The organism is Telluria sp. LT2P80 (assembly GCF_059685955.1).
In genome coordinates this window covers 274,984-300,536 of sequence record NZ_JCASIO010000006.1, presented here as the reverse complement: position 1 = coordinate 300,536, position 25,553 = coordinate 274,984, and the positions used below count along the sequence as shown (strand labels likewise).

Below are 25,553 nucleotides of genomic sequence, written 5' to 3'. Positions count from 1 at the left end.
AACAGCGTGATGCGCACCATCTGATCATTCAAGCAGCCCCGCCACCAGGAGCCCGCATGGACCGACGCCACTTTCTCGCCGCACTGACGGCATGCGCAGCGCCCGTTGCCGGGGCCGCCCCATCACCATGGCCGCTGCTCCAGCGCGGCGGCTACGTCATCCTGATGCGCCATGCCGCGACGGTACTGGGCATCGGCGATCCGCCCGGTTTCAAGCCCGGCGTGTGCAGCACCCAGCGCAACCTGTCGCAGGCGGGTCGTGCGGATGCCACCAGGATCGGAGCGGCCTTGCGCAAGCATGGGGTGCCGCTTGGCCCGGTGCTGTCGAGCCGCTGGTGCCGCTGCGTAGACACCGCCCGGCTTGCGTTCGGCCGGGTCGAACCCAGCGAGATGGTCGATTCGATGTTCCAGGATGACGACGCGGCGCGTGACCGCAAGCTGGCACAGCTGCGCGTCTATCTGGCGGGATACAAGGAGCCCGGCAACCTGGTGCTGGTGACCCATGACGTGAACATTCGCGCGCTGGTCGGAAAGTACGTCGAACAGGGCGACATCGTCATCGCCACCCGCGGTCCCGATGGCGCGTTGCGCATCGAAATGACAGTGCCGGTGGCGCAGCTGACGGGCTGACCGGCCCTACCAGGGCAATTCGGCGCCGTTGTACGATCTGAACGAACCGCTGTCGGCAGGCGTCAGCGTATCGAGTACCTGCAGCATGTCGGTGGCAGCGGCCTGGGCCGGTCGCCCGATGATTTCGCCCCGAAACGGTTTTGACAGCCGTGAATTCACGGTCCCCGGATGCAGGGCGACCAGCACACTGTTCTTCTGCGTACGCGCAACTTCGATCGCCGCGGTTTTCACCAGCATGTTCAGGGCCGCCTTCGAGGCGCGGTAGCTGTACCAGCCACCCAGGCGGTTATCGCCGATGCTGCCCACCTTGGCCGACAACATGGCCATGATGGCGCGCTCGCCTGCCAGCAATGGCGCGAAATGGCGCATGACCAGCGCAGGACCGAAGGTGTTCGCCATGAAGGTTGCCTGCATCTGCGGGTAGTTCAGATCGGCCAGGCGCTTCTCGGGCATCGTTGCGCCGTCGTGCAACACACCGGTCGCATTCACGATCAGGTGGTAGCGCGGCCCGCTGGCAAGCGCCTGCGCCGCGTCGGCAACACTGGCCTCGTCCGCGAAATCGATCGCGGGCGCCGACTGGCGGTGCAGCCCCCGCACCGAGGCGCAGCGCGGCGACTGTTCCAGCAGATCGACAAAGGCCGCGCCGATCGTCCCCGAGGCACCGATAACTAGCGCATGAAATTGGTCCGGCAAACTGTTCATCATGATGTCGCGCTCCCCCGTTTTACATGCATCGAGTGTACCGAAGGCAGGTCGTGGGATCACCGCCATGCGACGATAACGACGGGTCAATACGCGGACCGACCCGCGCTGCTGGGCGATCATTCCCCGGCAGCCCCATGTTATTCTTGCATCGCCCCGACCACCACGAGACCCCATGACCCGCTCGCTTCCCCTGCTCCTGTGCACCCTGCTGTGCGCCGCCCTCCCCGCCATGGCCCAGGTCAAAACGCCGGCCACGCCGGAAAAAATGAACCAGCTGTACGCCGCTTATTGGGAAGACTATCTGCGCGAAAATCCGATCGCCGCGACCTTCAACGGCGACGCGCGCTACAACGATCGCTTCGGCCCCGTTTCGTCGGCCGAGGAGCGCAAGCAAAGCCGCGCACTGTCGGAAAAATATCTCGCCGCCAGCGCCAAGTTCGATCCGGCGCCACTGCCGGCGGAAGACCGCATCAGCTATGACCTGCTGCGCTACCGCCTGCAGCAGGTGCTCGACGGCCTGCGTTTTCCGTCCGACCTGGTGCCGGTGGACCAGTTCTCGGGCCTGCACCTGATGATGGCCCAACTGGGTTCCGGCGCCTCGACGCAGCCGTTCCAGACCGTCCAGGATTACGACAACTGGCTGGCGCGCGCCGCCGGCTATGCTCCGGCGGTCGACAACGTGATTGACGACATGCGCCTCGGGATCAAGCAGGGCATCGTGATGCCGAAGGCCCTGATCAGCCGCGTACTGCCGCAGCTCGAGAGTGTCGGCAGCGACGACCTGGCGACCAGCACCTATATGGGTCCGGTGAAGAAGTTCCCGGCCTCGTTCAGCGCCGCCGACAAGGCGCGCCTGACCGACGCGTACGGCAAGCTGGTGCGCGAGCAGCTCGCGCCCGCCAACCGCAAGCTGCTCGCGTTCATGCGCGACACCTACCTGCCGGCCGGCCGCACCACGGCCGGCATTGGCGCCCTGCCCGGTGGCAAGGAATGGTATGCGTTCCGCGCGCGCCAGTCGACCACGACCGACCTGACGCCGGCCCAGATCCACGACATCGGCTTGTCGGAAGTGGCGCGCATCCGCGCCCAGTTCGAAGAGGCCAAGGTGCGCGTGGGCTTCAAGGGCACGCTCAGGCAATTTTTCGACCACCTGAACAATGCGCCCGAGCTGCGCTTCACCTCGCGCGAAGAAATCCAGGCCGCCTATGAAGGCGTGCGGCCACAGGTCGAGGCCAAGGTGGGCCAGCTGTTCGCGAACGTGCCGAAGGCGCCGTTTGAAATCCGCCCGGTCGAAGCGTTCCGCGAAGTGAGCGCGGCGCCAGCGTCGTACCAGCGCGGTTCGGTCGACGGCAAGCGGCCCGGCATCTTCTATTACAACGCCTACAAGCCCGAGACGCGCACGCGCTTCACCACCAATGCGTTCTTCCTGCACGAGGCGATTCCCGGCCACCACTTCGAGCGCAGCCTGGCGCAGGAAACGACCGGCCTACCGGCCTTCCGCCGCTTCGGCGGCAGCACCGCATTTTCGGAAGGCTGGGGCCTGTACAGCGAAATGCTGGGCCAGGAAATCGGCATGTACGACGACCCGTGGCAGTGGATCGGGCGCCTGACGGCCGAGATCTGGCGCGGCGTGCGCCTGGTGGTCGACACCGGCATCCACGAGAAGGGCTGGACGCGCGAACAGGCCATCGCCTACTTCATGGACAACGTGCCGCAGAACGAAGTGACGGCGGTGCAGGAAGTCGAGCGCTATATCGCGGTGCCAGGCCAGGCGCTCAGCTACAAGATCGGTGAACTCAAGCTGCGCGAACTGCGCGCGCGTGCTGAAAAGACGCTGGGCAAGGACTTCGACCTGCGCGCCTTCCACAACGAAGTGCTGTCGCACGGTGCGGTGCCGCTCGACGTGCTGGAAGCGGCGACCGATCGCTGGATCGCGGCGCAGAAGAAAAGCTGAACCGCAGCTAGTTACCGCCCTGCGCCTGCGCCATCTCGATCGCGGGCAAGGTGACCGTCAGGAATGACGACACCTGCCCGATGAGTTCGGCAGCCTGCTGCCGGACTTGCCCCATCTGCAGAATCGACAGCTCGGCTTGGCGTACCGCCTGCTGGAGCAGCGTACGGCGCTGCACGAGCGCGTCGAGCAAGGCGACATCGGCCGAGTCGCCGGCCAGTGTCGAGACCACCGCCAGCGCTGCTGAATGCAGGCTCAGGTTCTGTGCGGACGCTTCCAGATTGCGCGTGGCGACATCGCTGTCGGCGATGAGCTGCACCAGTTGCGCGCGAGCAGACGTCAAGGCCGGCTTGAATTCAACAGGTGACGTCGCGCGGCGAAACAGCTTGCCGAACATGCCCGCTGGCGCGCGGGTGGTCTCGAGCGCCGCATCGAGCAACGCCGGCACCGCCATCTGCGTGAACGACAGCACCAGCTCGGTCACGGGCCGCAGCAGCGCAGCCTGCTCCATCAGCGGCGCCTCGCCCCATTCCGTCACCAGAGACAGCCTGACCGGCAGAATGCGGCGGAACAAGGCGGCAAAGCGTTGTTCTGCATGCGCAAACAAGACCGGGTAATCGCCTCTGGCAATGGCCAGCGCGTCGCGCACCGCCGGATGATCTTCGCTGTCGAACAGCGCCCTGGGCGCAGCTTTCGCGGTCGTGCCCGCCACGGCCGGCACGGCTGGCAGGTCGTCGAATGACAGCGGCCTGGGCGGGCTGTTGCGCGTGAGCGGCGCCGAATCGGTCTGCGTGTCGCCGAAATCGAGCGCGCGCGGCGTAGCCGGCGCCTCGACCGGATCGGGAGGCGCCCCGGCCGCCTCACCGAAATCAAATGGCTTGGGCATCAGCGAACGGTGAGCGATAAAACGCGCGAGATCGGCCTCAGACCGTGCCACCCAGCTTGCGGATGAACGTCGCCAGATTGAGCTTGAAACCGGCGCCGACCGCCTGGAAGCGCCATTCGCCATCCCGGCGGTACAGCGAGCCGAATTGCAGCGCAGTCTTGTCCGAGTAGTCTTCGTTCAGGTCGTACTGCGCGATCGTCTCGCCCGTGTCGTCGTTGTACACCTTCACGTAGGCGCCACTGACGCGGCCGAAATTCTGCTTGCGCACCTCGGCGTCGTGGATCGTGACGACAATCGGCATTTCCACCACGGCCGCTTCGACCTTGGCCAGGTCGACGATGATGACTTCGTCGTCGCCATCCTTGTCGCCCGTGCGGTTGTCGCCCGAGTGCACCACAGCGCCATCGGGCGACGTGGTGTGGTTGTAATAGACGAAGTGGGCGTTGCTGATCATGACCGGGTGGTCGTCCGCGTCCTTCTTGCACAGGAAGACGGATGAATCGAGGTCGAACGCCTGGCCTTCGGCCGCATTGACCTTCCAGCCCAGGCCGATACGAACGCGCTTCAGGCCCGGCGCCGTCTTTTCGAGGTTGATGCGGTGGCCGGTTTCGAGCGTGGTCGACATGGATATTCCTTTATGAATGTGATGGGTCAGGTCGTGATTACTGCGCGCCGGGCGTTGACGCCGACGAGAAGCGCGTGATCAGTTCGCGCTCGAGTTCCTGCAGCTTCGGCAGCTCGTCCTTGCGGCGCTGCTGGCCTTCGTTCGAGATTTGCTCGAGCTTGTCGAACGCGGTCATCAGCTGCGTCTGCACGTGCTGGGCGGTTTCCAGGCTGACGATCGAGCGCTGCTTGACGCGGGCCACGGTCTCGGTGTTTTCCAGCAGCATGTCGGCCTGGGTGCGGAAGGCGGCGTCGGTCGCGTCGTAGGCAGCATTGGCCACGGCCGCGCTCTGCTTGGCTTCGAGCTGCAGCAGGTACAGCGAGAACACGTTGCGCCAGGCCGGGATCGACACGTTGACGATATCGGTGAAGGTGTCGGTCAGCGCGCGCGCATTGTCTTGCGACAGCCGGATTTGCGGCACCATCTGCGTGGCCATCAGCATGGCGCGGCGCAGGTCGTCGATGCGCTTTTCGAGCCGCTCAAGACGCCGCCGCAGCTCGGTCGCCTGCTGCGCCTCGAAGGCATTGGCCGGCGTCGCCTGCTGGGCGACAGCCTGCTGCAGTTTGGCGGCCCATGCCTCGCCCTTTTTGACGTCGGCGTCCAGGCCCTGGTAATAGATTTCCAGGCCCTTGTACATCTCGTCGAAATCGCTGATGCGGCCGCGGTGCACGTTGGCATGGCGCGTCATTTCGGTCACCAAGGTGTCCATGCGCGATTCGACCACCTGGTACTGCGACAGCATCTTTTCCTTGACCGAGCCAAACATGCCCGTCACGCGCGCCATCAGGCCACCCGAGCGCAGCTTGGCCGGGTCGAGGCCCTTGGCGGTGGCAATCAGTTCGTTCAGCTGTGCGCCGAAGACATCGGCGTCGGATGCACGCACGGTGCCCAGCAGCTTGGCCGACACCTTGGCCACGCTCGCACCGGTGGCGCCGCCCAGGGCCTCGATGGCCTTGTCGTCAATGCCGGAGATGTCGACACGCACCAGCGGCGCCGCGCTTGCCTCGGGCCGCAATGCCGGCAGCGCGTCGGTGCCGGCAGGACTGAACAAGGGCGGCAGCGACGGTGTTGCCGGCACTGCGGTTGGCACTGCAGTTGGCAGTGCGGCCGGCGCTGCGGATGCTGCGTTCGCTTCTTCTTCGGCGGAGAACAGCGGCTTCATGGCAATCCTTCAGGTGTAAGGTAACGATATTGATAGCTTACCACCGGTCAAACCGGCTGAGCGAGTGTCACCTGACGACTGCGCCTGACGCCGTCGTCACGATACGGATGCCATGCGTCGGCGCGGGCCCGCAACCGCTACAATCCCTCCATGAAGATGCGCAAGAAATCCGAGCTGCCCACCAAGATCTGCGCCCACTGCGCACTGCCGTTTGCCTGGCGCAAGAAATGGGAGCGCGACTGGGAACAGGTCAAATATTGCTCGGAACGGTGCCGTCGTGCGGCGCCGCCGGGCTGGTCACCACCACATTCTGACTGACGGCCGTCCTGCGCCCGTCGCGCGCCACCACCGTCGCCGTTACCGCATACACGCCGGGCGTTGAAAAGCTGTGACTGGCGCTCGCGCTGCCGACGCCGTCCTCCTCCACGATCTTGCGCGCCGCCCCGCTACTGCCATCACCCCACGCCCACTCGACGCTGCGCGTGCCCGTTCGGTCGCCATCGACGAAGCTGACCGACGCCTGCAACGGTACGCCCGCTGGGGCCTGCGCAGGCAGGATCAGCGGCCCCAGCGTGTGCCCGCACTTGCAACCCCGCTCTGGACTCAGCAGCACCAGCCCCGCATTCGAGCCCGCGACGATCGCGCCGCTGTCATTGATCGCCAGCGCCTGGTCCAGTACGAGACCCGGCGGTGCATGGCGCAGCGCCCGGTTCAGGTCGAGCATGCCGCCTGCGGCGCTCCAGACGAAGGCGCGCATGGCACCAAGCCGGTCCTCGGCAAAACCGACGATCTGGCCCCGGGCATTGACGTCGCGCGCGGCGGATGTGCGCCCGCCCAGCGTGCCAAGTTCGCGCATCCCGCGCTGGCGCGTCCACGACATCGCCCTTTGATGCCCATCCGGATACCCGATGCTCCCGGCGATGTGCAGGCCGGGCGTCATCGTAATGACCGATGCGGAGGAACCGCGGCCAGTGCCAAGGTCGACCATGCCGGTGGCGCGCGTCCAGAGGAACGGCCGCGCGCCGCCATCGTCGAACGACGCGAACCGGTTGCCCGCCACCTCGCCCCCGGCCCCGACGGCCACCGGCGACGATTCGACGCTGCCCAGCGTGTCGATGTCGATGAGCCCATCCGAACGTGTCCAGACGAAGGTGCGCGTGAATTCGTCGTCGATCGTCGTCACGCCGGCGACCAGGCCGGCATCGTTGATCACACGGCCGGACGCAGGCGCCGGAATGCCGGGCGTGATGCCCAGGTCTTCGACGCCGCTGGCAACGCTCCAGCGAAACGGATGCGCCGCATCGCCCATCGCGCCGGTGACGACGCCGTGGCTGTTGATGGCCCATCCATATGAACGACCACGGGATGGCGCGGCGCGCAGGTCGAGCATGCCGCCGCGCACGCTCCAGACGAACGCATTCTCGACGCCAGCGTCATTGAGCGAAGTGCCGGCCACCTGCCCGGCATCGTTCAGGTCGTTCACATACACGGTGCGGCCGCCCAGCGAACCCATCTCTCGTACGATCTTGCCATCGTAAAAGTAGCCACCCGTGCGATCGGCATGGATCAGCGAGAACGCGACCTGCCCTGACGCATTGATGCGTGGGTAGGTCGCGATCGCGCCCGTGCCAAGGTTGATCACGCGGTAGGCGGCTGGCGATACGCCCTCGCTGCCATCGGCATGGATCGACGCTGGCGCCAGCTGCGCCAGCGCGGGACTTGCCGCCGCGAGGACCAGCGGCCCTGCCCCCAAGCACATGCACGCCAGCCACCGCATGGCGCTGGCAACCGACACCACCTTCCCCCAAATCCAATGCATGATTTCTCCAGTCAATGTTAAGCAGCGCCAATCGGTCGAGACCCGGCACCATCGGCGATAGCGGGCAGCGCGGCAATCATGCACGGCGCCGCGCACGCACGGTACGGCGCGCACCGGAATTTCGCGCTGGTTTGTGCGGCGCCAATGTCCGCGGGGGCGGTCAATTTTCTCCAGACACGAGGTGCACAGTCTGTGGAACCTCCCGCGGCGCAGGGAGTCCTACCAACACCTGCGGCCGTCGCTACTGCCACCACCTTCTCCACTGGTATCCGCTGGTGTCCGCTGCTGTTTCACATTGCAATAGTGATCTGAAGGAGACCACGATGAAAATCTACGGCGCCGAGTTTCTCGGCACATTCTGGCTGGTGATGGGCGGGTGCGGCAGCGCGGTGCTGGCTGCCGCATTTCCCGAGCTGGGCATCGGTCTGCACGGCGTCGCGCTCGCCTTTGGCTTGTCCGTGCTCACGATGGCATACGCGATCGGCCACATCTCGGGTTGTCACCTGAATCCGGCGGTCTCGATCGGCCTCTGGGCCGGGGGCCGCTTTCCCGCGCAAGAGCTGTTTCCTTATATCGTGGCGCAGGTCGCCGGCGGCATCCTCGCCGGCGGCGTGCTGTATGCGATTGCCAGCGGCGCCCCTGGCTTTGACAGCGCCAATGGCTTTGCTGCCAATGGCTACGGCGATCATTCACCAGGCGGTTATTCGCTGCTGGCAGGGCTGCTGAGCGAAGTGGTCATGACCACGTTTTTCCTGCTGATTATCCTGGGAGTGACCGACCAGCGAGCTCCCAAAGGATTTGCGCCAGTGGCAATCGGTTTCGCGCTGACCCTGATTCACCTGATCAGCATCCCTGTGACCAACACGTCCGTCAATCCTGCGCGCAGCACGGCCGTTGCCGTGTTTGCCGGCGACTGGGCCGTGGGTCAGCTATGGCTGTTCTGGATCGCGCCCATCGCCGGCGCATTACTTGGCGCCGCGCTCTACCGTGTCATTGGCGCGCAGGCGCCGGTGTCGGAACCGGTCGACGCGCCCGCCTACGGCCATGTGGAGCGGCGCCAGCGGCAGGTACGGGGCAGCGGCGTCGGCCGCGAGCAAGCCCAGCATTGACGTCCGGGTACCTGATCGACCGGCGCGGCGGAACGCCGGGCCGACGAACCGCGCCGTCTTTCGACGGCGTGATTTGTTGTTTTTTCTGCACATTTTTAATGTAATTGGTGCGCGCGCCAGGGGCGTAGCAGGCGCGCGTCGCAGGGGGCGCACACGATATGAGGCATTGTCTTACATGATTAAACCCACATCGCATTTACTGTTAGATTGTTAATACACCTTCACTCCCAACCCTTCTATCAGTGCTGCTATGAAAACCTTTCACTGCGACAAATGTTCGCATCAGATCTTCTTCGAAAACACCCTCTGCTTCAATTGCGAAAGCACCCTGGGCTACCAGCCTTCCCAGCGCTCCATCAACAGCTTCGAGCAGGCTGAAGACGGCCTGTGGCGTAGCCTGAACCGCAAGGATGAAGGCAAGCTCTACAAGCAGTGCAGCAATTATGTGCAGCACAATGTGTGCAACTGGATGCTGCCGGCCGACGATCCGCATGAGTTGTGCGAATCATGCCAGCTGACAGTGGTGATCCCGGCGCTGACGTCGGAGAAGAACCGCGTCCTGTGGTCGCGCCTCGAAACCGCCAAGCGTCGCCTGCTGTTCTCGCTGGCGCAGCTGAACCTGACTCCTGCCTCGAAAGAAATCCAGCCGGATACCGGCCTGGCCTTCCAGTTCCTCGAAGATGGCGTGACCGACCAGTGCGTGATGACCGGCCACGACAATGGCCTGATCACGCTGAACATCGCCGAAGCCGATCCGGCCGAGCGCGAGCGCACGCGCGAACAGATGCACGAACGTTACCGCACGCTGCTGGGTCACTTCCGTCACGAAAGCGGCCACTATTATTTCGACCGCCTGGTTGCTGATACACCATGGATCGACAGCTACCGCGCCCTGTTCGGCGACGAGCGCCAGGATTATGGCGACGCACTCAAGCGGCACTACGAGAACGGTCCGGTCGCCGACTGGGAAGAGCGCTTTGTCAGCAGCTACGCCGCATCGCACCCGTGGGAAGACTGGGCTGAAACCTGGGCCCACTACCTGCACATGATCGATACGCTGGAAACCGCTCACTCGTGCGGCCTGTCGCTCAAGCCGGCCAAGGCCGATGAGCCGGAACTGGACAAGATCACGCTGCCAACGAAATCCGGCGCGTTTGAAGAAACGCTGAGCGACTGGTTCGCGCTGACCTACGTGCTCAATAGCCTGAACCGCAGCATCGGCATGCCGGATTCGTATCCGTTCAAGCTGAGCACGCCCGTACTGGAAAAGCTGGAATTCGTGCACAAGGTCGTGCGTGATCAGATGGGTAAGCCGTCGCTGGCTGCGCAGGCTGCGCAAGCACCGGCGCCTGCGCCAGCACCGGCACCGGCAGCACCGGCAGCACCTGCAGCACCGGCACCAGCTGCCGTCTGAGCTTGAGTAGCGTGGACGGGTTTCCCGTCCACGCGTTCAACAATCCTTGGCGCGCCACAAAATCACGGTACCTTGAACGCGTGGACGGCATAGCCGTCCACCCTACGGCCGGGATGACAAGACAGCAGCAGGTGTCAACCCGGCGCGCCCTCCAGCAACGCCACCGTCACCTGCATCTCATGCAGCGCCAGCGCCGGCCCGAACTGCGTGAAGATCGCCACATCGGCTGCATCGCGCCCATACCCTATCGTCACGCGGCCGCCGCGCGGCCCATCCTGGCTCGCATCGAACGTGTACCAGCGCCCGCCCACATACGCCTCGAACCACGCATGCAGGTCCATCGGCACCAGGCCATGCAGGTAACCGGCCACGATCCGCGCCGGAATGCTCAGCGCGCGGCACAGCGCAATGCCCAGATGCGCCAGGTCGCGGCACACGCCTTCGCGGTATTCATTGACCTCGGTTGCCGCCATCTGGGTGTGATTCGACGCCGGATTGAAGCGCACCTCGCGCCGGATCCAGTCGCTAATGCAGGCCACCTGGTCGTAGCCTGGCGCGACGCCGGCCACGATCGCGCTGGCCATCTCGGCAAACCGGTCGGATTCGCAATAGCGGCTCGGTAGCAGATAGAGCAGCACGTCCACCGGCAAGGTTGGCACCTCGTCGAACGGCGCACCTGGCGCGACATTGATGACCTGGTCGGTCAGCACGTCGGCCGAGGTCTGGATCGAAAATTCGCCGGGCGGCGCCGTCAGCCGCTGGCACAGGTTGCCATAAGCATCCGTATATTCAAGCACTTGCACGCTCGGGGTGAGCGTATAGGATTCGCGCGCCACCCATTGCTGCGCACCGCTGCGCGGACGCAGCATCAGGATGAATGGCGTGGGGTATTCGACGGTGAAACTGAGCTTGCACCCGGTTCGCAACCACATTGCTGGCCCGCCTTCCTTCGTTAAAGTGAGCGCACCATCATGACGCAGGCTGGCCATGACGGTGCGCCGCGCCATTGTTTGGTGCGCGAGTTGTTCAACGCGTCTGCGACTGGGTCTGCGTCTGCGACGAGGTCTGCGACGATGTTTGCGACGACGTTTGCGACTGCGTCTGCGACTGGGTCGGCACCGGCACAGGCACCGGTACAACCTCCGGCAACTCCGGCGCCACTGGCAGCAGGAACTCACGTCCAATGCCGTTACCCAGCTCGCCAATGCAGGCCAGGAACTTGGTCAAAAACTCGTGCAGGCCTTCATCGAGGATTTCGTTGATCTCGGCCGACTTGAGCGACGCATGCAGCTTTTCCGCCAGCCGCTCGGTGTCGTGCGACAGCTCGTTGCGCACGTCCTGCAGCACGGCCACGACGGCGGCCATGCAGGCCACCAGCGAGCGCGGCATCTTGCCTTGCAAGATCAACAGTTCGGCCACGCGCGTCGGCGTGATCGCGTGACGGTACACCTTGCGATATGTTTCGAACGCAGATACCGAGCGCAGCAGCGCCGCCAGGTAATAGTATTCGCCCTGCGCGCCTTCCTGGATCGTGTCCGATGCCAGAAACCTGAACTTCACGTCGAGGATCCGCGCCGTGTTGTCGGCCCGTTCCAGAAAGGTGCCCAGGCGGATGAAGTTGAACGCTTCATCCTGGAACATCGTGCCCAGCGTGACGCCGCGCGACAGGTGCGAGCGGTACTTGACCCATTCCAGGAACTGGCCGGGATCGCGTTCGAACATGCGCTCGCTCAGGTGCTTTTGCAGCACGAGCCAGGTGGTGTTCTCGGTTTCCCAGACTTCGGTGGTCAAGGTGCCGCGCACGGCGCGGGCATTCTCGCGCGCGGCGCGCAGGCAGCTGGCGATCGACGACGGGTTGTCCGGGTCGCGCACCATGAAGTCGAGCACGTTCTTCTGCGTCAGTGCGTCGTACTTGGCGTCGAACTGGGCTTCGAGTTCGGACACGCTCAGCATCGTGCGCCAGCCCTGCTGCTCGGCCTGGACCGATTGCGGCATCAGAGAATACTGGACGCGCACGTCGAGCATGCGCGCCGTGTTTTCGGCCCGCTCGGTGTAGCGGGCCATCCAGAACAAATGATCTGCGGTGCGGCTCAACATGCTAGTTCTCCAGTATCCAGGTGTCCTTGGTGCCGCCGCCCTGCGACGAATTGACCACCAGGGAGCCTTCTTGCAACGCCACGCGGGTCAACCCGCCCGGCACCATCGACACGGTCTTGCCCGACAACACGAACGGGCGCAGATCGATATGGCGCGGCGCGATGCCCGATTCGACATAGGTCGGGCACGCCGACAGCGCCAGCGTCGGCTGGGCGATGTAGCCGTCCGGATTGGCCAGCACGCGGCGGCGGAAATCTTCGATCTCGGCCGTTGTCGAGGCCGGTCCGACCAGCATTCCGTAGCCGCCGGCGCCATGCACTTCCTTGACCACCAGTTGCGGCAAGTTCGCCAGCGTGTAGTCCAGGTGTTCTTTTTTGCGGCATTGGTAGGTCGGCACGTTGTTCAGAATCGGCTTTTCGCCGAGATAGAACTCGATCATGTCCGGCACGAACGGGTAGATCGACTTGTCGTCGGCCACGCCGGTACCGATGGCATTGGCCAGGCCGACGCGGCCGGCGCGCACGGCGTCGAGCAGGCCCGGCACGCCCAGCGTGGATTCGGGGCGGAACGCGCGCGGATCGAGGTAATCGTCGTCGATGCGGCGGTAGATGACGTCGACCTGTTTCGGGCCGCGCGTCGTGCGCATGTAGACGGTGTCGTTGCTGACATACAGGTCTTGCCCCTGCACCAGCGCCACGCCCATTTGCTGGGCCAGGAACGCGTGCTCGAAGTAGGCCGAATTGTGCATGCCGGGCGTGAGCACGACCACGGTCGGATCGTCGCCGCCATGCGGCGCCACGGTGCGCAGATTGTCGAGCAGCAGGTCGGGATAATGGTCGACCGGCGCCACGCGGTTGCGGGCGAACAGCGCCGGGAACAGCCGCATCATCATCTTGCGGTTTTCCAGCATGTACGACACGCCCGACGGCACGCGCAGATTATCTTCAAGGACGTAGAACTCGCCTTCGCCGGCGCGCACGATGTCGACACCGGCAATGTGGGCGTAGATGTCCAAGGGCACCTTGACGCCCTGCATGGCCGGCCGGTACTGCGCGTTATTCAGGATCTGTTCGGCGGGAATGACGCCCGCCTTCAGGATGTTCTGGTCGTGGTACACATCGTGCAGGAAGCGGTTCAGCGCAGTCACGCGCTGCACCAGGCCGGCCTGCAGCTTGGCCCACTCGGCGGCGTTGATCACGCGCGGAATGATGTCGAATGGGATCAGCCGTTCCTTGCCGGCGTTGTCGCCGTACACAGCAAACGTGATCCCAACGCGTTGGAAGTTCAGCTCGGCTTCCGCCCGCTTCTGCTCGATCAGATGCGGGGGTTGCTGGCCGAGCCAATCCGCGAATGCCTGGTAATGAGGCCGCACAGTTGCCTCATCGGAATACATTTCATCGTAAAAGTTCGACATCATTGCCTCCTGTGCCAGAATACTAACAAGAAACGTGCCAGCTACCCGTCCGACTCGCAAGTCAAACGAACGCAGGTATGAATCATGCTTAAATGCTCCTATCTTGCGCTTACTCAGCCCCCTGCTCAGTTGTGCGCAAATTAATACGACCAAATTCAGAGCGCCGGCATCGATCGCGCCCCAATCGAAAGGCACCACCGCATGGCTATCCGCGTTGCGCTTCATCACAAGACCAGCTACCGTTACGACCGCCTGGTCAATCTGTCACCGCATGAAGTGCGCCTGCGTCCGGCGCCACATGCGCGTACACCGATCCTGTCGTATTCACTGACCGTCCTGCCGAAAGAGCATTTCATCAATTGGCAGCAAGACCCGTACGGCAATTACATCGGCCGTTTTGTATTCCCGGAACAAACCGATGTGCTCGAGTTCACGGTCGACCTCGTTGCGGACATGACGGTGATTAACCCGTTCGACTTCTTCGTCGAAAAATACGCCGAGACCTTCCCGTTCGCCTACCCGGACCTGCTGCAATCCGAACTGAGCCCGTACACCAGGTCGCAAGAGCCTGGCCCGCTGCTGACCGAGTGGGTTGCCAGCGCGCGGCGCGAACTGCTGGCCCAGCCGATGGGCACGAACGACTTCCTGGTGGCCATCAACCAGCGCCTTCAGCGCGATATCGCGTACCTGCTGCGGATGGAGCCGGGCGTGCAGGAGCCGGAAGACACGTTGCAGCTACGCTCCGGCTCGTGCCGCGATACCGGCTGGCTGCTGGTGCAGATCCTGCGCGAGATGGGCCTGGCGGCGCGTTTCGTGTCCGGCTACCTGATCCAGCTCACCGCCGATCAGGAAGCGCTCGATGGCCCGAGCGGCACCACCGTCGACTTCACCGACCTGCACGCCTGGACCGAGGTGTATGTGCCGGGGGCCGGCTGGATCGGCCTCGACCCGACCTCGGGCATGCTGGCCAGCGAAGGCCATATTCCGCTGGCCTGCACGGCGATGCCGTCGTCGGCCGCACCGGTCACGGGCTTTACGGATAAGGCCGAGGTTACGTTCGTCCACGAAATGACGATCACGCGCATCCACGAAGACCCGCGCGTGACCAAGCCGTACACGGAACACGACTGGGACAAGATCAACCGCCTGGGCCAGCAGGTCGATTCTGACCTGGTGAACCAGGACGTGCGCCTGACACAGGGCGGCGAGCCCACTTTTGTTTCGATCGACGATATGGACGGCGCCGAATGGAACACGCTGGCGCATGGCGACAAGAAGCGCGAGCTGGCGGGCAACCTGATGCACCGCCTGAAAAACCATTTTGCACCGGGCGGCATGATCCATTATGGCCAGGGCAAGTGGTATCCGGGCGAGCCGCTGCCGCGCTGGGCGCTGAACATCTTCTGGCGCGTCGACGGCCAGCCGATGTGGTTCGATCCGTCGCTGTTCTCGGACGAGCACATCGACGATGGCTACGGCAGCGAGGACGCTGGCCGCTTTGCTGCGGAGCTGGTCAAATCGCTCGGCCTGCCGGCCGGCAGCGCCATCCCCGCCTACGAAGACGTGCTGCTGCAAGCGCAGCGCGAGCAGGCGCTGCCGCGCAATCTCGATCCGCTGGACGCCGACCTGAAAGCCCCGGAAGAGCGCCGCCGCCTGGCGCGCCTGCTCGAACGGGGCCTGGGCCAGGTGGCCGGCTACGTGCTGCCACTGAAAGCGCGCGAACACGATCCGTCGGTCATGCTCGGCACCAGCTGGCGCACGTCGCCGTGGCCGCTCAAGCGCGAAAACCTGTATCTGATCGAGGGCGATTCACCGATCGGCCTGCGCCTGCCGCTGGCCACGCTGCCGTGGGTGCTGCCCGAAGAGCGCGATCCCGATTTCGATGTCGACCCGTTCGCGCCGCTCGGCCCGCTCCCCGTTGGCAAGAAAGACCGGCGCCCGGTCCTGAGCGTGGCGCCCGGCAAATCGTCGAACAAGACGGCGCCTGTCGCAACTGACCCGGAAGCGCACGAAGTCATCCACACCGCGCTGTGCCTCGAAGTGCGTGCGGGCCGCCTGTACATCTTCATGCCACCGCAAAAGCGCATCGAGGATTACCTGGCGCTCGTCACGGCGGTCGAGAACACGGCCGCCAAGCTGAAGATGAAGCTGCGCATCGAGGGTTACGCACCGCCGCGCGACCCGCGCATCAAGCTGCTCAGCGTCACGCCCGACCCGGGTGTCATCGAGGTCAATATTCATCCAGCGGCAAGCTGGCATGAGCTGGTCCACAACATGACGACGCTGTACCAGGAAGCGCGCCTGACGCGCCTGGGCACCGAGAAATTCATGCTCGACGGCCGCCATACCGGCACGGGCGGCGGCAACCACGCGACGCTGGGCGGCGCCACGGTCGAAGACAGCCCGATGCTGCGCCGGCCGGATCTGCTGAAAAGCCTGATCACGTACTGGCAGATCCACCCCGCCCTCTCGTATCTGTTCTCGGGCACCTTCATCGGCCCGACCAGCCAGGCGCCGCGCGTGGATGAAGCGCGCGACGACAACCTGTACGAACTGGCGATCGCCTTCCAGCAAATGGACAAAGTGCTGCCGACCATGCACCCGGGCGACAAGCCGTGGATGGTCGACCGCCTGCTGCGCAATATGCTGGTCGACCTGACGGGTAACACGCACCGTTCGGAGTTCTCGATCGACAAGCTGTACTCGCCGGACGGCCCGACCGGCCGCCTGGGTCTGGTCGAATTCCGCGCCTTCGAGATGCCGCCGCACGAGCGCATGAGCCTCTTGCAAATGCTGCTGCTGCGCGCCCTGGTCGCGCGCTTCTGGCGCCAGCCGCTGCAGGCCAAGCTCGTACACTGGGGCACGGCGCTGCACGACCGCTGGATGCTGCCGCATTTCGTCGCGCAGGATATCCGCGACGTGGCGAAAGACCTGCGCGCAGCCGGCTATGCGTTCGAGGACCACTGGTTCGAGCCGTTCATCGAATTCCGCTTCCCGCGCTTTGGCACCGTCGTCTACGAAGGCGTCGAGATGGAACTGCGCCAGGCGATCGAGCCGTGGAACGTGCTGGGCGAAGAAGTCAGTGCCGGCGGCACCGCGCGCTACGTCGATTCGTCGGTCGAGCGCATGCAGCTGCTGGTGCGCGGCCTGACCGACGGGCGCCACGTGGTGGCCTGCAATGGCCGCATGCTGCCGCTGCATCCGACCGGTGTGCCGGGCGAATACGTGGCCGGCGTGCGCTTCCGCGCCTGGAGCCCGTGGTCGGCGCTGCATCCGAGCATCCGGGTCCAGGCGCCGCTCGTGTTCGACTTGGTCGACACCTGGAGCGGGCGCTCGATCGGCGGCTGCACCTACCACGTCGTGCACCCGGGCGGGCGCAGCGAAACCGGCTCGCCGGTCAATGCCAATGCTGCCGAGGCACGCCGCTTTGCCCGTTTCTGGCCACACGGTCACACGCCGGGCCCGTTCACGGTGTACAAGGAAGACCTCAATCCGAGCTTCCCGATGACCCTCGATTTGCGCTGGCAGCCGATGTAACGCTGGCATTCGTTTCAACCGTAAAGCTGCACGCCAATGCCCAATCAACTGCTTGCCCACTATCTGGCCGCGCCGGATGGTTTCGATGAAATGCTGGGCGCCGACAAGGCGCCGCGCGCGCACTGGCGTGCGATGCTTGCCAACCTGGAGCATGAAGCACCGGACATGATGCGCCAGCGTCTGGAGATGGTGCAGCGCCAGGTGCGTGAAAACGGCGTCAGCTACAACGTGCTGGCCGACGCCGGCACCAGGCCGCGCCAGTGGGACCTGAACGTGCTGCCCCTGATCCTGCCGCACGAGGAATGGAGCGGCATCGAAGCGGCCGTGATCCAGCGCGCCACCCTGCTCAACAAGATCCTGGGTGACGTGTATGGCGAGCAGGCGATGCTGCGCGAAGGCTTGCTGCCATCGGCGCTGATCCATGGCCACGCGGGCTTTCTGCGCCCGTGCCACGGCATGCGCCACCATGACGACGTGGCCCTGCATTTCTATGCGGTCGACCTGGCGCGCGCGCCCGACGGCCGCTGGTGGGTGATGGCCGACCGCACGCAGGCGCCGTCGGGCGCCGGCTACGCACTCGAAAACCGGTCGATCATCGCTCCTACCTTCCCCGACCTGCTGCGCGAACTGAAGGTGCAGCCCGTGTCGCCGTTCTTCCGCACGATGCACGACAGCCTGGTGCACTGGGGCCGGCTGTGTGCGGCCCATGGCGACAAGCCGGCGCCGCTGCGCGAAGGCGAAATGCCGCTGATCGTGCTGCTCACGCCGGGCCCGCGCAGCGAAAGCTATTACGAGCAGGCCTATCTGGCGCGCTATCTGGGCCTGACGCTGGTCGAAGGCGGCGACCTGACGGTACGCGACGGCGTCGTCTTCATCAAGACCCTGGCCGGACTGCACCGCGTGCACGTGATCATGCGCCGGGTCGACGACGAATCGTGCGATCCGCTCGAGCTGCAAAACTCGCTGCTCGGCGTGGCCGGCCTGACCCAGGCCGCCATGCGCGGCAATGTGGTGGTGGCCAACAGCCTCGGTTCGAGCCTGCTCGAGTCGGGCGCCCTGCTCGGCTTCCTGCCGGCGCTGTCCAAGCGCCTGCTGGGCGAGCCGCTCAAGATGCCCTCGGTGGCCACCTGGTGGTGCGGTGAACCGGCCGCGCTCGAAACCGTGATCACCAGACTCGATCGCCTGGTGATCAAACCGAGTGGCGCGATGCCTTTCCAGCCGGCCGTGTTCGGCCAGGATCTCGACGGCGAGGCGCGCGCAGCGTTCATTGCCAATCTGCGCGCCAATCCCAACCATTACATCGCGCAGGAACTGGTGCGCCTGTCGCAGGCACCGGTGTGGAAGGATGGCCGCGCGCCCGGCCTGCAGGCGCGTGCGGTGGGTCTGCGCGTGTTTGCCTGCGCCACGCCGAATGGCTATGTCGTGATGCCGGGCGGCCTGACCCGCGTGGCCACCGGGCCCGACGCGCGCGTGCTGACGATGCAGATGGGCGGCGCCAGCAAGGACACCTGGGTCCAGGCGCGCGCCCGCGTCGACACGCACCGCCTGCAAAAAAGCAGCATCACGGGCGAAGACCTGGTGCGCGAAGACAGCAATCTGTCGAGCCGCGTGGCCGAAAACCTGCTGTGGTTCGGGCGCCATGCCGAGCGCAGCGACAATATCTGCCGCCTGCTGCGGGTCGCGCTCAATATCCTGTTCAATGTGCGCTTCGACCAGCGCGGCGCCGAATGGCCGACCGTCGAGGCGCTGTGCATCTGGTTCGGTTTGCTGGATCCGCAGCGCAAGCCGGCGGCGCCCGCCGTTACGGGATCAAGCACGTTGCCGGGCACCGCCAGCGCCCTGCCGGCCCCGATCTTCACCGATGCCGAGATCGAATCGGCGCTGCTGCTGGCGGTGGTGTCGCCCGCCGTTCCGGGCCTGGCGCGCCAGCAGCAGCAGTTGCACCGGATCGCCGGCCAGCTGCACGAGCGCTTCTCGGTCGACAACTGGCGCGCCCTGAACCGCATGGTGCAGCCGGTCGCACCGCCTGGCGAGCGGCCGTCGCAGTCGGGCGTGATGACGATTCTCGACGATGCCGCTGCGGCATTGATGACGCTGGCCGGCTTTGCCCTCGACGGCATGGTGCGCGACCTCGGCTGGCGCTTCATGTCGATCGGCCGGCGCCTGGAGCGCCTGCAGTTCCAGGCGGTCGTGCTGCAGCGCGCACTGGCGATGGATGAAAACGGCAATCTCGACTGGGTGCTCGAACTGTCCGACAGCATCATCACCTACCGCGCCCGCTACCGCGCCCAGCCCGAGTGGCTGCCGGTGCTCGACCTGCTGCTGCTGGACGAAACCAACCCGCGCTCGATCGTGTTCCAGTTGAACGGCATCATCGGCACGCTGGGCAAGGTCACGCAGGCCCAGGGCGCCGGGGGCCTGGACCTGTTGGCACCACTGAAGGCCGAACTGACCGCGCTCGACCCGGGCGTCGACCTGAAGCATGGCAACGCGCTGCTCAGCGACCTGCTCAGCCGTATCGGGCAGGCCAGCGCGGCCTTGTCCGAACAGATCGGCGTCCAGTTTTTCAGCTATACCGCCAACGGCCGGCAAAGGAACCGTACCTCATGACCGATTTGCTGCCGGGCGCCGTGGGCGCCGATGTGATTGCGCGCTATCGCGTGGTGCACGAGACGCGCTACAAGTACAACAGCATGGTGACGCTGTCGCAGCAATACCTGCACCTGACGCCGCGCTCGTTCTCGTGCCAGCAGACCGAGTCGCACCTGATCTGGCTCGACCCGGTGATCAACGACAGCAACGAGGGCGTCGATTACTTCGGCAACATCACGCGCCACGTGGCGCTGACCGTGCCGCATGACAGCCTGCTGGTGCACGCCGAATCGACGGTCTCGCTGCGCCCGCGCTACACGCTGGCGCAGATCGCCGGCACGTTGTCGTGGGAATCCGTGCGCGACATGATGGACAAGGAAAAAAGCGCAGCCACGCTGGAAGCCTGCCGCTACCTGTATGCGTCGCCCCATGTCGCGCTGTTCCCGGAACTGGAAGCCTATGCGCGCGAGAGCTACGTCCCGGGCCGCCCGCAGCTCGACGCGGCGCTCGACCTGACGCACCGGATCTTCGACGACTTCGAATTCGACAGCAAGGCCACCGACATCTCGACGCCGCTCGACCAGGTGCTGCGCGGCCGGCGCGGCGTGTGCCAGGATTTCGCGCAGCTGATGATCGGCTGCCTGCGCAGCATCGGCCTGCCGGCGCGCTATGTCAGCGGCTACATCCTGACGCACCCGCCGGAAGGCAAGCCGCGCCTGATCGGGGCCGATGCCTCGCACGCGTGGGTCTCGGTGTTCTGCCCGGCGCTGGGCTGGGTCGATTTCGATCCGACCAACCGCTGTCTCGTGCAGCATGAGCACATCACGCTAGGCTGGGGCCGCGACTTCAGCGACGTGACGCCGATGCGCGGCATCGTGCTGGGTGGCGGCAAACAGGAGCTCGACGTGCAGGTGACAGTGACGCCGCTGCCGCTGCCCGGCGCGGCATGACGCCAGGATCACAACCAGCACAGCCGGGGTCAAACCAGCACAGCCGGGGTCAGGTCTGACATTTGGACACGGACTCTTCCTTGATGTCTTCGCCTGGGATTTTATAGATAGATTTTTGTCGAGCTCGTGTCTGAATGTCAGACCTGACCCCGATTGTATTGTCGAGCTCGTGTCCGAATGTCAGACCTGACCCCGATTGTATTGTCGAGCTCGTGTCCGAATGTCAGACCTGACCCCGATTGTGGGTGTGACCCGGAATGTGGGTGACGGTAATGATGCTGCCCGGCGCGGCGTGATGTGAGCAAGGCAGCGGCCATGCCCCCTGGTGGGGATGGCCGCTGCAGGGTCTTTACATCGGCAATTCCGTACCGCGGTAGCCGATCACGCCTTCGCCGCTGTAGGTCATGCCGCCATGCAGGTTGTTACCCTGGTTGCCGGACGTGACATTGAGCGCCACGCTGTGCTGGCCGGCGCGGCAGCCGATCAGCCAGATACCGCCCGGATGCCATGCGGACGACGTGTCGCCCCACTGGTTTTCGACCTGGTAGTTGTTGCCGGCGACCGCCGTGGCGCGCACGCGGATGGGGCCTTCGCCCGCATACGTCATGGTGCCGGTCAGGGTCTTGCCGCCATCGGTCGACGTCAGGTCGACCGCGAGCACGGCCTGGTCGCGGCAACCGAGCACCGAGATGCCGCCCTGGTGCCAGGGCGCGAACCCGCCACCCCACTGGTTTTCGACAGCGTACACGGCGCCATCGCTCGTCTGGCTCTGGAAGCCGATCGGGCCTTCGCCGCTGTAGGTCATCGTCCCCTTCAGCGTGGCGCCGTTGTCGCCCGATTCGACATGGATGGCGACCACGCTCTGGCCAGGGCGGCAGCCGATCACCCACGTCCCGCCCGGATGCCATGGCGCCGACGAACCGCCCCACTGGTTTTCGACGATGTATGTGTTGCTCTGGGTCAGAGTGGCGCGAAAGCCGATAGCGCCTTCGCCTGCGTATTTCATTTGTCCGGTGAGCGTTTTGCCGTTGTCGCTCGACGTGAGGTCGAGCGCCACCACGTGCTGGCCGGGCCGTGCGCCAATGATCCACATGCCGCCTTCATGCCACTGCGCGGAGGTCCCGCCCCACTGGTTCTGCACGTGATGCAGATTGTTCGTGGCCTTGCTTGTTTTGGACATGCCTGACTCCTTCTTGATCTGCGCAGCAGAACGGCGCTGCCCCGGTGGTGCGCAGGCTGGCTGCGCCTGACAACTCTGTCGATGATGTATTTTTGAGGGAGACAAATATCTCTAGCGAACTTTATTTTGCGCTATTCAGCCGGCCAAATTACTGTCAGATGAGCAAGTTTTTTTAAAACGGAATACTCCTACGGGTGTGCTTCCTTGTTTCCCAAAAGCGCACCCTGTATGCATGACATCGCGCCCGAACTGATGGACCAGATTTTCAGATCAAATGTCATTTAGAATATGTTCATGGAATACACTGTGGGCGCCCCGATTGCCAACTTCACGGACTTGCTGCTCGACGCCGTCTGCATGGTCGACGCCGGCGGCCGGTTCGTCTACGTCAGTGCCGCCTGTGTCAACATTTTCGGCTATACGCAGCAGGAAATGATCGGCATGACCATGATCGACCTGGTCGCACCGGCCGACCGCGCGCGCACGCTCGCTGTGGCGCAAGAGGTCATGAATGGCCAGGTCCATACCAACTTTGAAAACCGTTATGTGCGCAAGAATGGCGACATCGTGCATATCATGTGGTCGGCGCGCTGGTCCGAGGCCGATCAGCTGCGCGTGGCCGTCGCGCGCGACGTAACTGCCCTGAAGCAGGCGCAGGCGATGCAGTCGGTGCTGTACGCGATTTCAGAAGCGGCCCATGCAAGCGATGACCTGGCCGACCTGTTCGAGCGCAGCCACGCCATCGTCCACGAGTTCCTGCCGGCCTGCTGCTTTGCGGTCGCCTTGTGCGATACGGCCGGCCAGGACATCGACTTCGCCTACCTCGTGGACGACGGCGCCCCGTGCGATGCAGCGCTGATGCCGCTGCTGTGCGAGGCAGTAGCGCAGTGCGCTGCGCCACTGCTGCTTGCCCCCGGCGCACAGTCCGTCCTGCCGGCGCCCTTGCAGGCAGCAGCGGCGAGCCTGGCAGGCGGCGCACTGGCCGTACCGATGACCACGACCGACGGCGTCGTTGGCGTCATCGCGCTGCGCAACGGCCCGGATGACGCCCCATACCGGACGCAGGACCGCGATTTGCTGGTGTTCGTGGCCGATCAGCTCGCCGCGGCCATCGGACGCAAGCAACTGCATGCGCAACTACGTTTCATGGCCCTGCATGACGAGCTGACCCGCCTGCCAAACCGGCGCCTGTTCCACGACCGCCTCGACACCGCGCTCGCGCATGCCCGCCGCCAGCAGGAACGCCTGGCGCTGCTGTTCCTTGACTTGAACCGCTTCAAGCAGGTCAACGACAACTTTGGTCACGCCTGTGGCGACCGCTTGCTGCAGGAGGTCGCGCGCCGTGTCTCGGCCTGCCTGCGTAACAGCGATACGCTGGCCCGCCTGGGCGGCGATGAATTCGTCGTCTTGTTGGAAGACATCGTGCTGGCGGCCGATGCGGGGCTGGTCCTGGACAAGATCCACCAGGCGCTGGCGGCGCCCGTCGATCTGGGCGACGGGCACCGGCTGCAGATTTCCGTCAGCGTCGGTGTCGCGCACTATCCCGAGCATGGGAGTACTCGTGAAGAACTCATCGCGCATGCCGACAAGGCGATGTATGCCGCCAAGGCGGCCTCACCGCTTGCCGGATAAGGGGCGCATCAGCCGGCCTGATCGGCATCCCTGCGGCCCAGGCCCGGCGCCATCCCCATGGCCATGCCACCGCCGCCGCCGCCATCGGCATTGCCGCCGCCATTGCCACCGCCCCGGTTACCGCCCGCCTCGCCCTTGCCACGCGCCGCGCCGCCCTGGGTGCGCGTCGGCCCCTGCAGCGGAATCAGCACATCGGCCGGCATCGGCCCCAGGTCCAGCGCGCTGCGGATGAAACCGCGCAGGCTGATCACCAGGTCCGCCGTGTGGATCGGCCGGCCGGCTGCCATGTCGGCCGCGGCCTGCCCCGCCAGCCGGCAATGCTCTTCGGTCCCCAGCAGCAGGATGTCCGCCAGCGCGGCCTCGACCGCGTCGCGCATGCGGCGTGACCGCTCGGAGCTGAAGGTTTCCTCGGCCACTGCCAGGCCGCCCTCCCCGGCCCGGGCGCGCTCATGCAGGTCGCGCAAATGGGTCGGGTCGACCGTCAGCTGGCCCGTGAACGAGCCGCCCAGCGTGCGGTAGGCTGCGATCAGCGTCTTGAGCCGCTCGTTGATCTGGCGGTTCATGCGCTCGCGCCGCTGCTGGATCGTCTGCATGATGATGAGGCGGATACCCACGCCCAGCAAGGTGATGACGGCAAGTCCGATGATGGTCGTCATCGCCCCTTGCCACGAACTGAAATCCATTGAGCGCATGCTTGCCTCGACAAAGTCTGAAGGATGCCAGTGTAACGATTCGTCGTTCGTCACATGCGGGTCAGCAATGCGTGTGTGAGACTATCGTCTCGTGGCACAACCGCTTCCCGGGAGATGAACGATGACGATCAAGCATGTATTCATTGTCGGCGTCGCAAAATGCGGCACCACGGCGCTGTCGGAATGGATGGTCGTCAACGGCCTGGCCGAAGACCGCGTGCCGGGCGAAAAAGAGCCCTATCTGTATGCAAACGACGAGCCACACGCGGCGCGTTCGCGCAGGGCCAGTCTGCCGCTGCTCGACGCCAGCGCCGGGTATGCCTTCGATCCGGCCACCGTGCAGCGCCTGCCGCAGCACGATACGCGCCTGGTCCTGTGCCTGCGCAACCAGTTTGAGCGGATGTGGAGCTTCTACAAGATGTTCAAACTCAACTCGCTGGGCGGGGACCAGGCACGGGACTATTTTTCATCGTATCAATCCGAACACAGCGGGACAGGCCGCGCGCCGCGTGAGGCCAGCACCTTTTCGGCGACCGTGATCCGTATCTGCCAGGCCTACTTTCCAAGGCGTTTGCATCTGATCGTGGAAGGCTATGCGCGGCACGAACTGGAACATCTTCGCACGCATACCTTCATGCAGCGCATCGAGTATGAATTTGCGTTCTACCTGTCGCGCAAACAATTTCCGTTTTTCTCCATCATTTCCAACAGCTTTTACTACACCCCGCTGCGCACGCTGCTGGAACGCTACCTGCCGTCCGACCTGTCCGTCATCTGCGTCAGCCGGCTTGACGATGCCGACGCGCGCCGCCGTTTCGTCAATGCCGTGTTCGAGAAATCGGTCGACACGCCGCCCGTTCCCGTCGTCTTCAGCAGCACCGACATTGCCATCGACGAAGCACGGCCCGATTTCAACGACCGTGCATTCGACACACTGCGCGCCTGCCTGCGGTACGACCTGGTCCAGGCACGCGGCCTGATCGCCACGACATGCCTGGGCGACAGCCTGCTGGATAACGCAGAACTGGACCGTTACCTCGCGGCCACGTAACGCGCACGTTGTCATACCCCTGTCATGACAGCATCCGATGATGGTGCACAGTGGTCACCGGCAGGGTTG

At 64.8% G+C, this 25,553-nt stretch carries 20 protein-coding genes; 10 read left to right on the top strand and 10 right to left on the bottom strand.

The genetic code is table 11. The annotated features are described in order from the left end of the window. The first annotated feature begins 56 nt into the window (after window positions 1–56). Complete coding sequence (locus tag AC56LW_RS17185; RefSeq protein ID WP_499636309.1) at window positions 57–629, top strand: histidine phosphatase family protein; 573 nt, start codon at window positions 57–59, stop codon at window positions 627–629. 6 nt (window positions 630–635) lie between these two features. On the opposite strand, the gene AC56LW_RS17180 is transcribed toward AC56LW_RS17185, so the two are convergent. Then, a complete protein-coding gene (locus AC56LW_RS17180) occupies window positions 636–1,331 on the bottom strand; it encodes an SDR family NAD(P)-dependent oxidoreductase (protein ID WP_499636381.1) in 696 nt (231 codons plus the stop codon). A 175-nt stretch (window positions 1,332–1,506) separates the two neighbouring features. Between AC56LW_RS17180 and AC56LW_RS17175 the strand changes: the two genes are divergently transcribed. Beyond that, window positions 1,507–3,288, top strand: a complete 1,782-nt coding sequence (locus AC56LW_RS17175) for a DUF885 domain-containing protein (RefSeq protein ID WP_332530478.1) — start codon at window positions 1,507–1,509, stop codon at window positions 3,286–3,288. 7 nt (window positions 3,289–3,295) lie between these two features. Here the strand turns inward: AC56LW_RS17175 and AC56LW_RS17170 are convergent, their stop codons facing one another. Genes AC56LW_RS17170 through AC56LW_RS17160 form a run of 3 tightly spaced genes read right to left on the bottom strand, consistent with a single transcriptional unit; the run spans window position 3,296 to window position 5,997 of the window. Beyond that, entirely contained in the window at window positions 3,296–4,171 is an 876-nt protein-coding gene (locus AC56LW_RS17170; RefSeq protein ID WP_499636307.1) for a hypothetical protein, read from the bottom strand. Window positions 4,172–4,208: 37 nt separating this feature from the next. After that, window positions 4,209–4,796 (bottom strand): TerD family protein, encoded by a 588-nt coding sequence (locus tag AC56LW_RS17165; RefSeq protein ID WP_258837359.1) that lies wholly within the window; start codon window positions 4,794–4,796, stop codon window positions 4,209–4,211. A 37-nt stretch (window positions 4,797–4,833) separates the two neighbouring features. Further along, window positions 4,834–5,997: a toxic anion resistance protein gene (locus AC56LW_RS17160; protein WP_499636305.1), complete on the bottom strand. Its 1,164-nt coding sequence runs from the start codon at window positions 5,995–5,997 to the stop codon at window positions 4,834–4,836. A 150-nt stretch (window positions 5,998–6,147) separates the two neighbouring features. Here AC56LW_RS17160 and AC56LW_RS17155 point away from each other — a divergent pair, with 150 nt between their 5' ends. Continuing rightward, a complete protein-coding gene (locus tag AC56LW_RS17155) occupies window positions 6,148–6,315 on the top strand; it encodes a DUF2256 domain-containing protein (protein ID WP_499636303.1) in 168 nt (55 codons plus the stop codon). On the opposite strand, the gene AC56LW_RS17150 is transcribed toward AC56LW_RS17155, so the two are convergent. Continuing rightward, entirely contained in the window at window positions 6,248–7,816 is a 1,569-nt protein-coding gene (locus AC56LW_RS17150; protein WP_499636301.1) for a PKD domain-containing protein, read from the bottom strand. The genes AC56LW_RS17155 and AC56LW_RS17150 overlap by 68 nt on opposite strands. A gap of 323 nt (window positions 7,817–8,139) precedes the next feature. On the opposite strand from AC56LW_RS17150, the gene aqpZ reads away from it, so the two are divergent. After that, on the top strand, window positions 8,140–8,925 hold the full coding sequence (gene aqpZ / locus AC56LW_RS17145) for an aquaporin Z (RefSeq protein ID WP_499636299.1): 786 nt from the start codon (window positions 8,140–8,142) through the stop codon (window positions 8,923–8,925). 250 nt (window positions 8,926–9,175) lie between these two features. Next, window positions 9,176–10,339: a zinc-binding metallopeptidase family protein gene (locus AC56LW_RS17140; RefSeq protein WP_499636297.1), complete on the top strand. Its 1,164-nt coding sequence runs from the start codon at window positions 9,176–9,178 to the stop codon at window positions 10,337–10,339. A 134-nt stretch (window positions 10,340–10,473) separates the two neighbouring features. On the opposite strand, the gene AC56LW_RS17135 is transcribed toward AC56LW_RS17140, so the two are convergent. The 3 genes from AC56LW_RS17135 to AC56LW_RS17125 form a co-directional block, all read right to left on the bottom strand. Then, window positions 10,474–11,271 carry a transglutaminase domain-containing protein gene (locus AC56LW_RS17135; RefSeq protein ID WP_332530485.1) on the bottom strand — a complete coding sequence of 266 codons (798 nt, stop codon included), beginning with the start codon at window positions 11,269–11,271 and terminating at the stop codon, window positions 10,474–10,476. 94 nt (window positions 11,272–11,365) lie between these two features. Further along, window positions 11,366–12,436, bottom strand: coding sequence for an alpha-E domain-containing protein (locus tag AC56LW_RS17130; RefSeq protein ID WP_499636295.1), 1,071 nt, complete (start codon window positions 12,434–12,436; stop codon window positions 11,366–11,368). Between the two features lies 1 nt (window position 12,437). Beyond that, on the bottom strand, window positions 12,438–13,850 hold the full coding sequence (locus AC56LW_RS17125; protein WP_499636379.1) for a circularly permuted type 2 ATP-grasp protein: 1,413 nt from the start codon (window positions 13,848–13,850) through the stop codon (window positions 12,438–12,440). A 201-nt stretch (window positions 13,851–14,051) separates the two neighbouring features. Between AC56LW_RS17125 and AC56LW_RS17120 the strand changes: the two genes are divergently transcribed. The 3 genes from AC56LW_RS17120 to AC56LW_RS17110 are packed head-to-tail and all read left to right on the top strand — an operon-like array spanning window position 14,052 to window position 20,929. Further along, the gene (locus tag AC56LW_RS17120; RefSeq protein ID WP_499636293.1) at window positions 14,052–17,387 is read left to right on the top strand and encodes a transglutaminase family protein; all 3,336 of its coding nucleotides are present in this window, start codon (window positions 14,052–14,054) and stop codon (window positions 17,385–17,387) included. Window positions 17,388–17,423: 36 nt separating this feature from the next. Next, window positions 17,424–19,997, top strand: coding sequence for a circularly permuted type 2 ATP-grasp protein (locus AC56LW_RS17115; RefSeq protein ID WP_499636291.1), 2,574 nt, complete (start codon window positions 17,424–17,426; stop codon window positions 19,995–19,997). Then, entirely contained in the window at window positions 19,994–20,929 is a 936-nt protein-coding gene (locus AC56LW_RS17110) for a transglutaminase family protein (protein ID WP_332530490.1), read from the top strand. Before AC56LW_RS17115 ends, AC56LW_RS17110 begins: the two co-directional genes overlap by 4 nt. 349 nt (window positions 20,930–21,278) lie before the next feature. Here the strand turns inward: AC56LW_RS17110 and AC56LW_RS17105 are convergent, their stop codons facing one another. After that, a complete protein-coding gene (locus tag AC56LW_RS17105) occupies window positions 21,279–22,109 on the bottom strand; it encodes a lectin OAA family protein (RefSeq protein WP_499636289.1) in 831 nt (276 codons plus the stop codon). A gap of 294 nt (window positions 22,110–22,403) precedes the next feature. Here AC56LW_RS17105 and AC56LW_RS17100 point away from each other — a divergent pair, with 294 nt between their 5' ends. Beyond that, on the top strand, window positions 22,404–23,741 hold the full coding sequence (locus tag AC56LW_RS17100) for a sensor domain-containing protein (RefSeq protein WP_499636287.1): 1,338 nt from the start codon (window positions 22,404–22,406) through the stop codon (window positions 23,739–23,741). A gap of 8 nt (window positions 23,742–23,749) precedes the next feature. Here the strand turns inward: AC56LW_RS17100 and AC56LW_RS17095 are convergent, their stop codons facing one another. Beyond that, window positions 23,750–24,433 (bottom strand): hypothetical protein, encoded by a 684-nt coding sequence (locus tag AC56LW_RS17095; protein WP_332530493.1) that lies wholly within the window; start codon window positions 24,431–24,433, stop codon window positions 23,750–23,752. Window positions 24,434–24,554: 121 nt separating this feature from the next. On the opposite strand from AC56LW_RS17095, the gene AC56LW_RS17090 reads away from it, so the two are divergent. Further along, a complete protein-coding gene (locus AC56LW_RS17090) occupies window positions 24,555–25,484 on the top strand; it encodes a sulfotransferase family protein (RefSeq protein WP_499636286.1) in 930 nt (309 codons plus the stop codon). The last annotated feature ends 69 nt before the right edge of the window (window positions 25,485–25,553 follow it).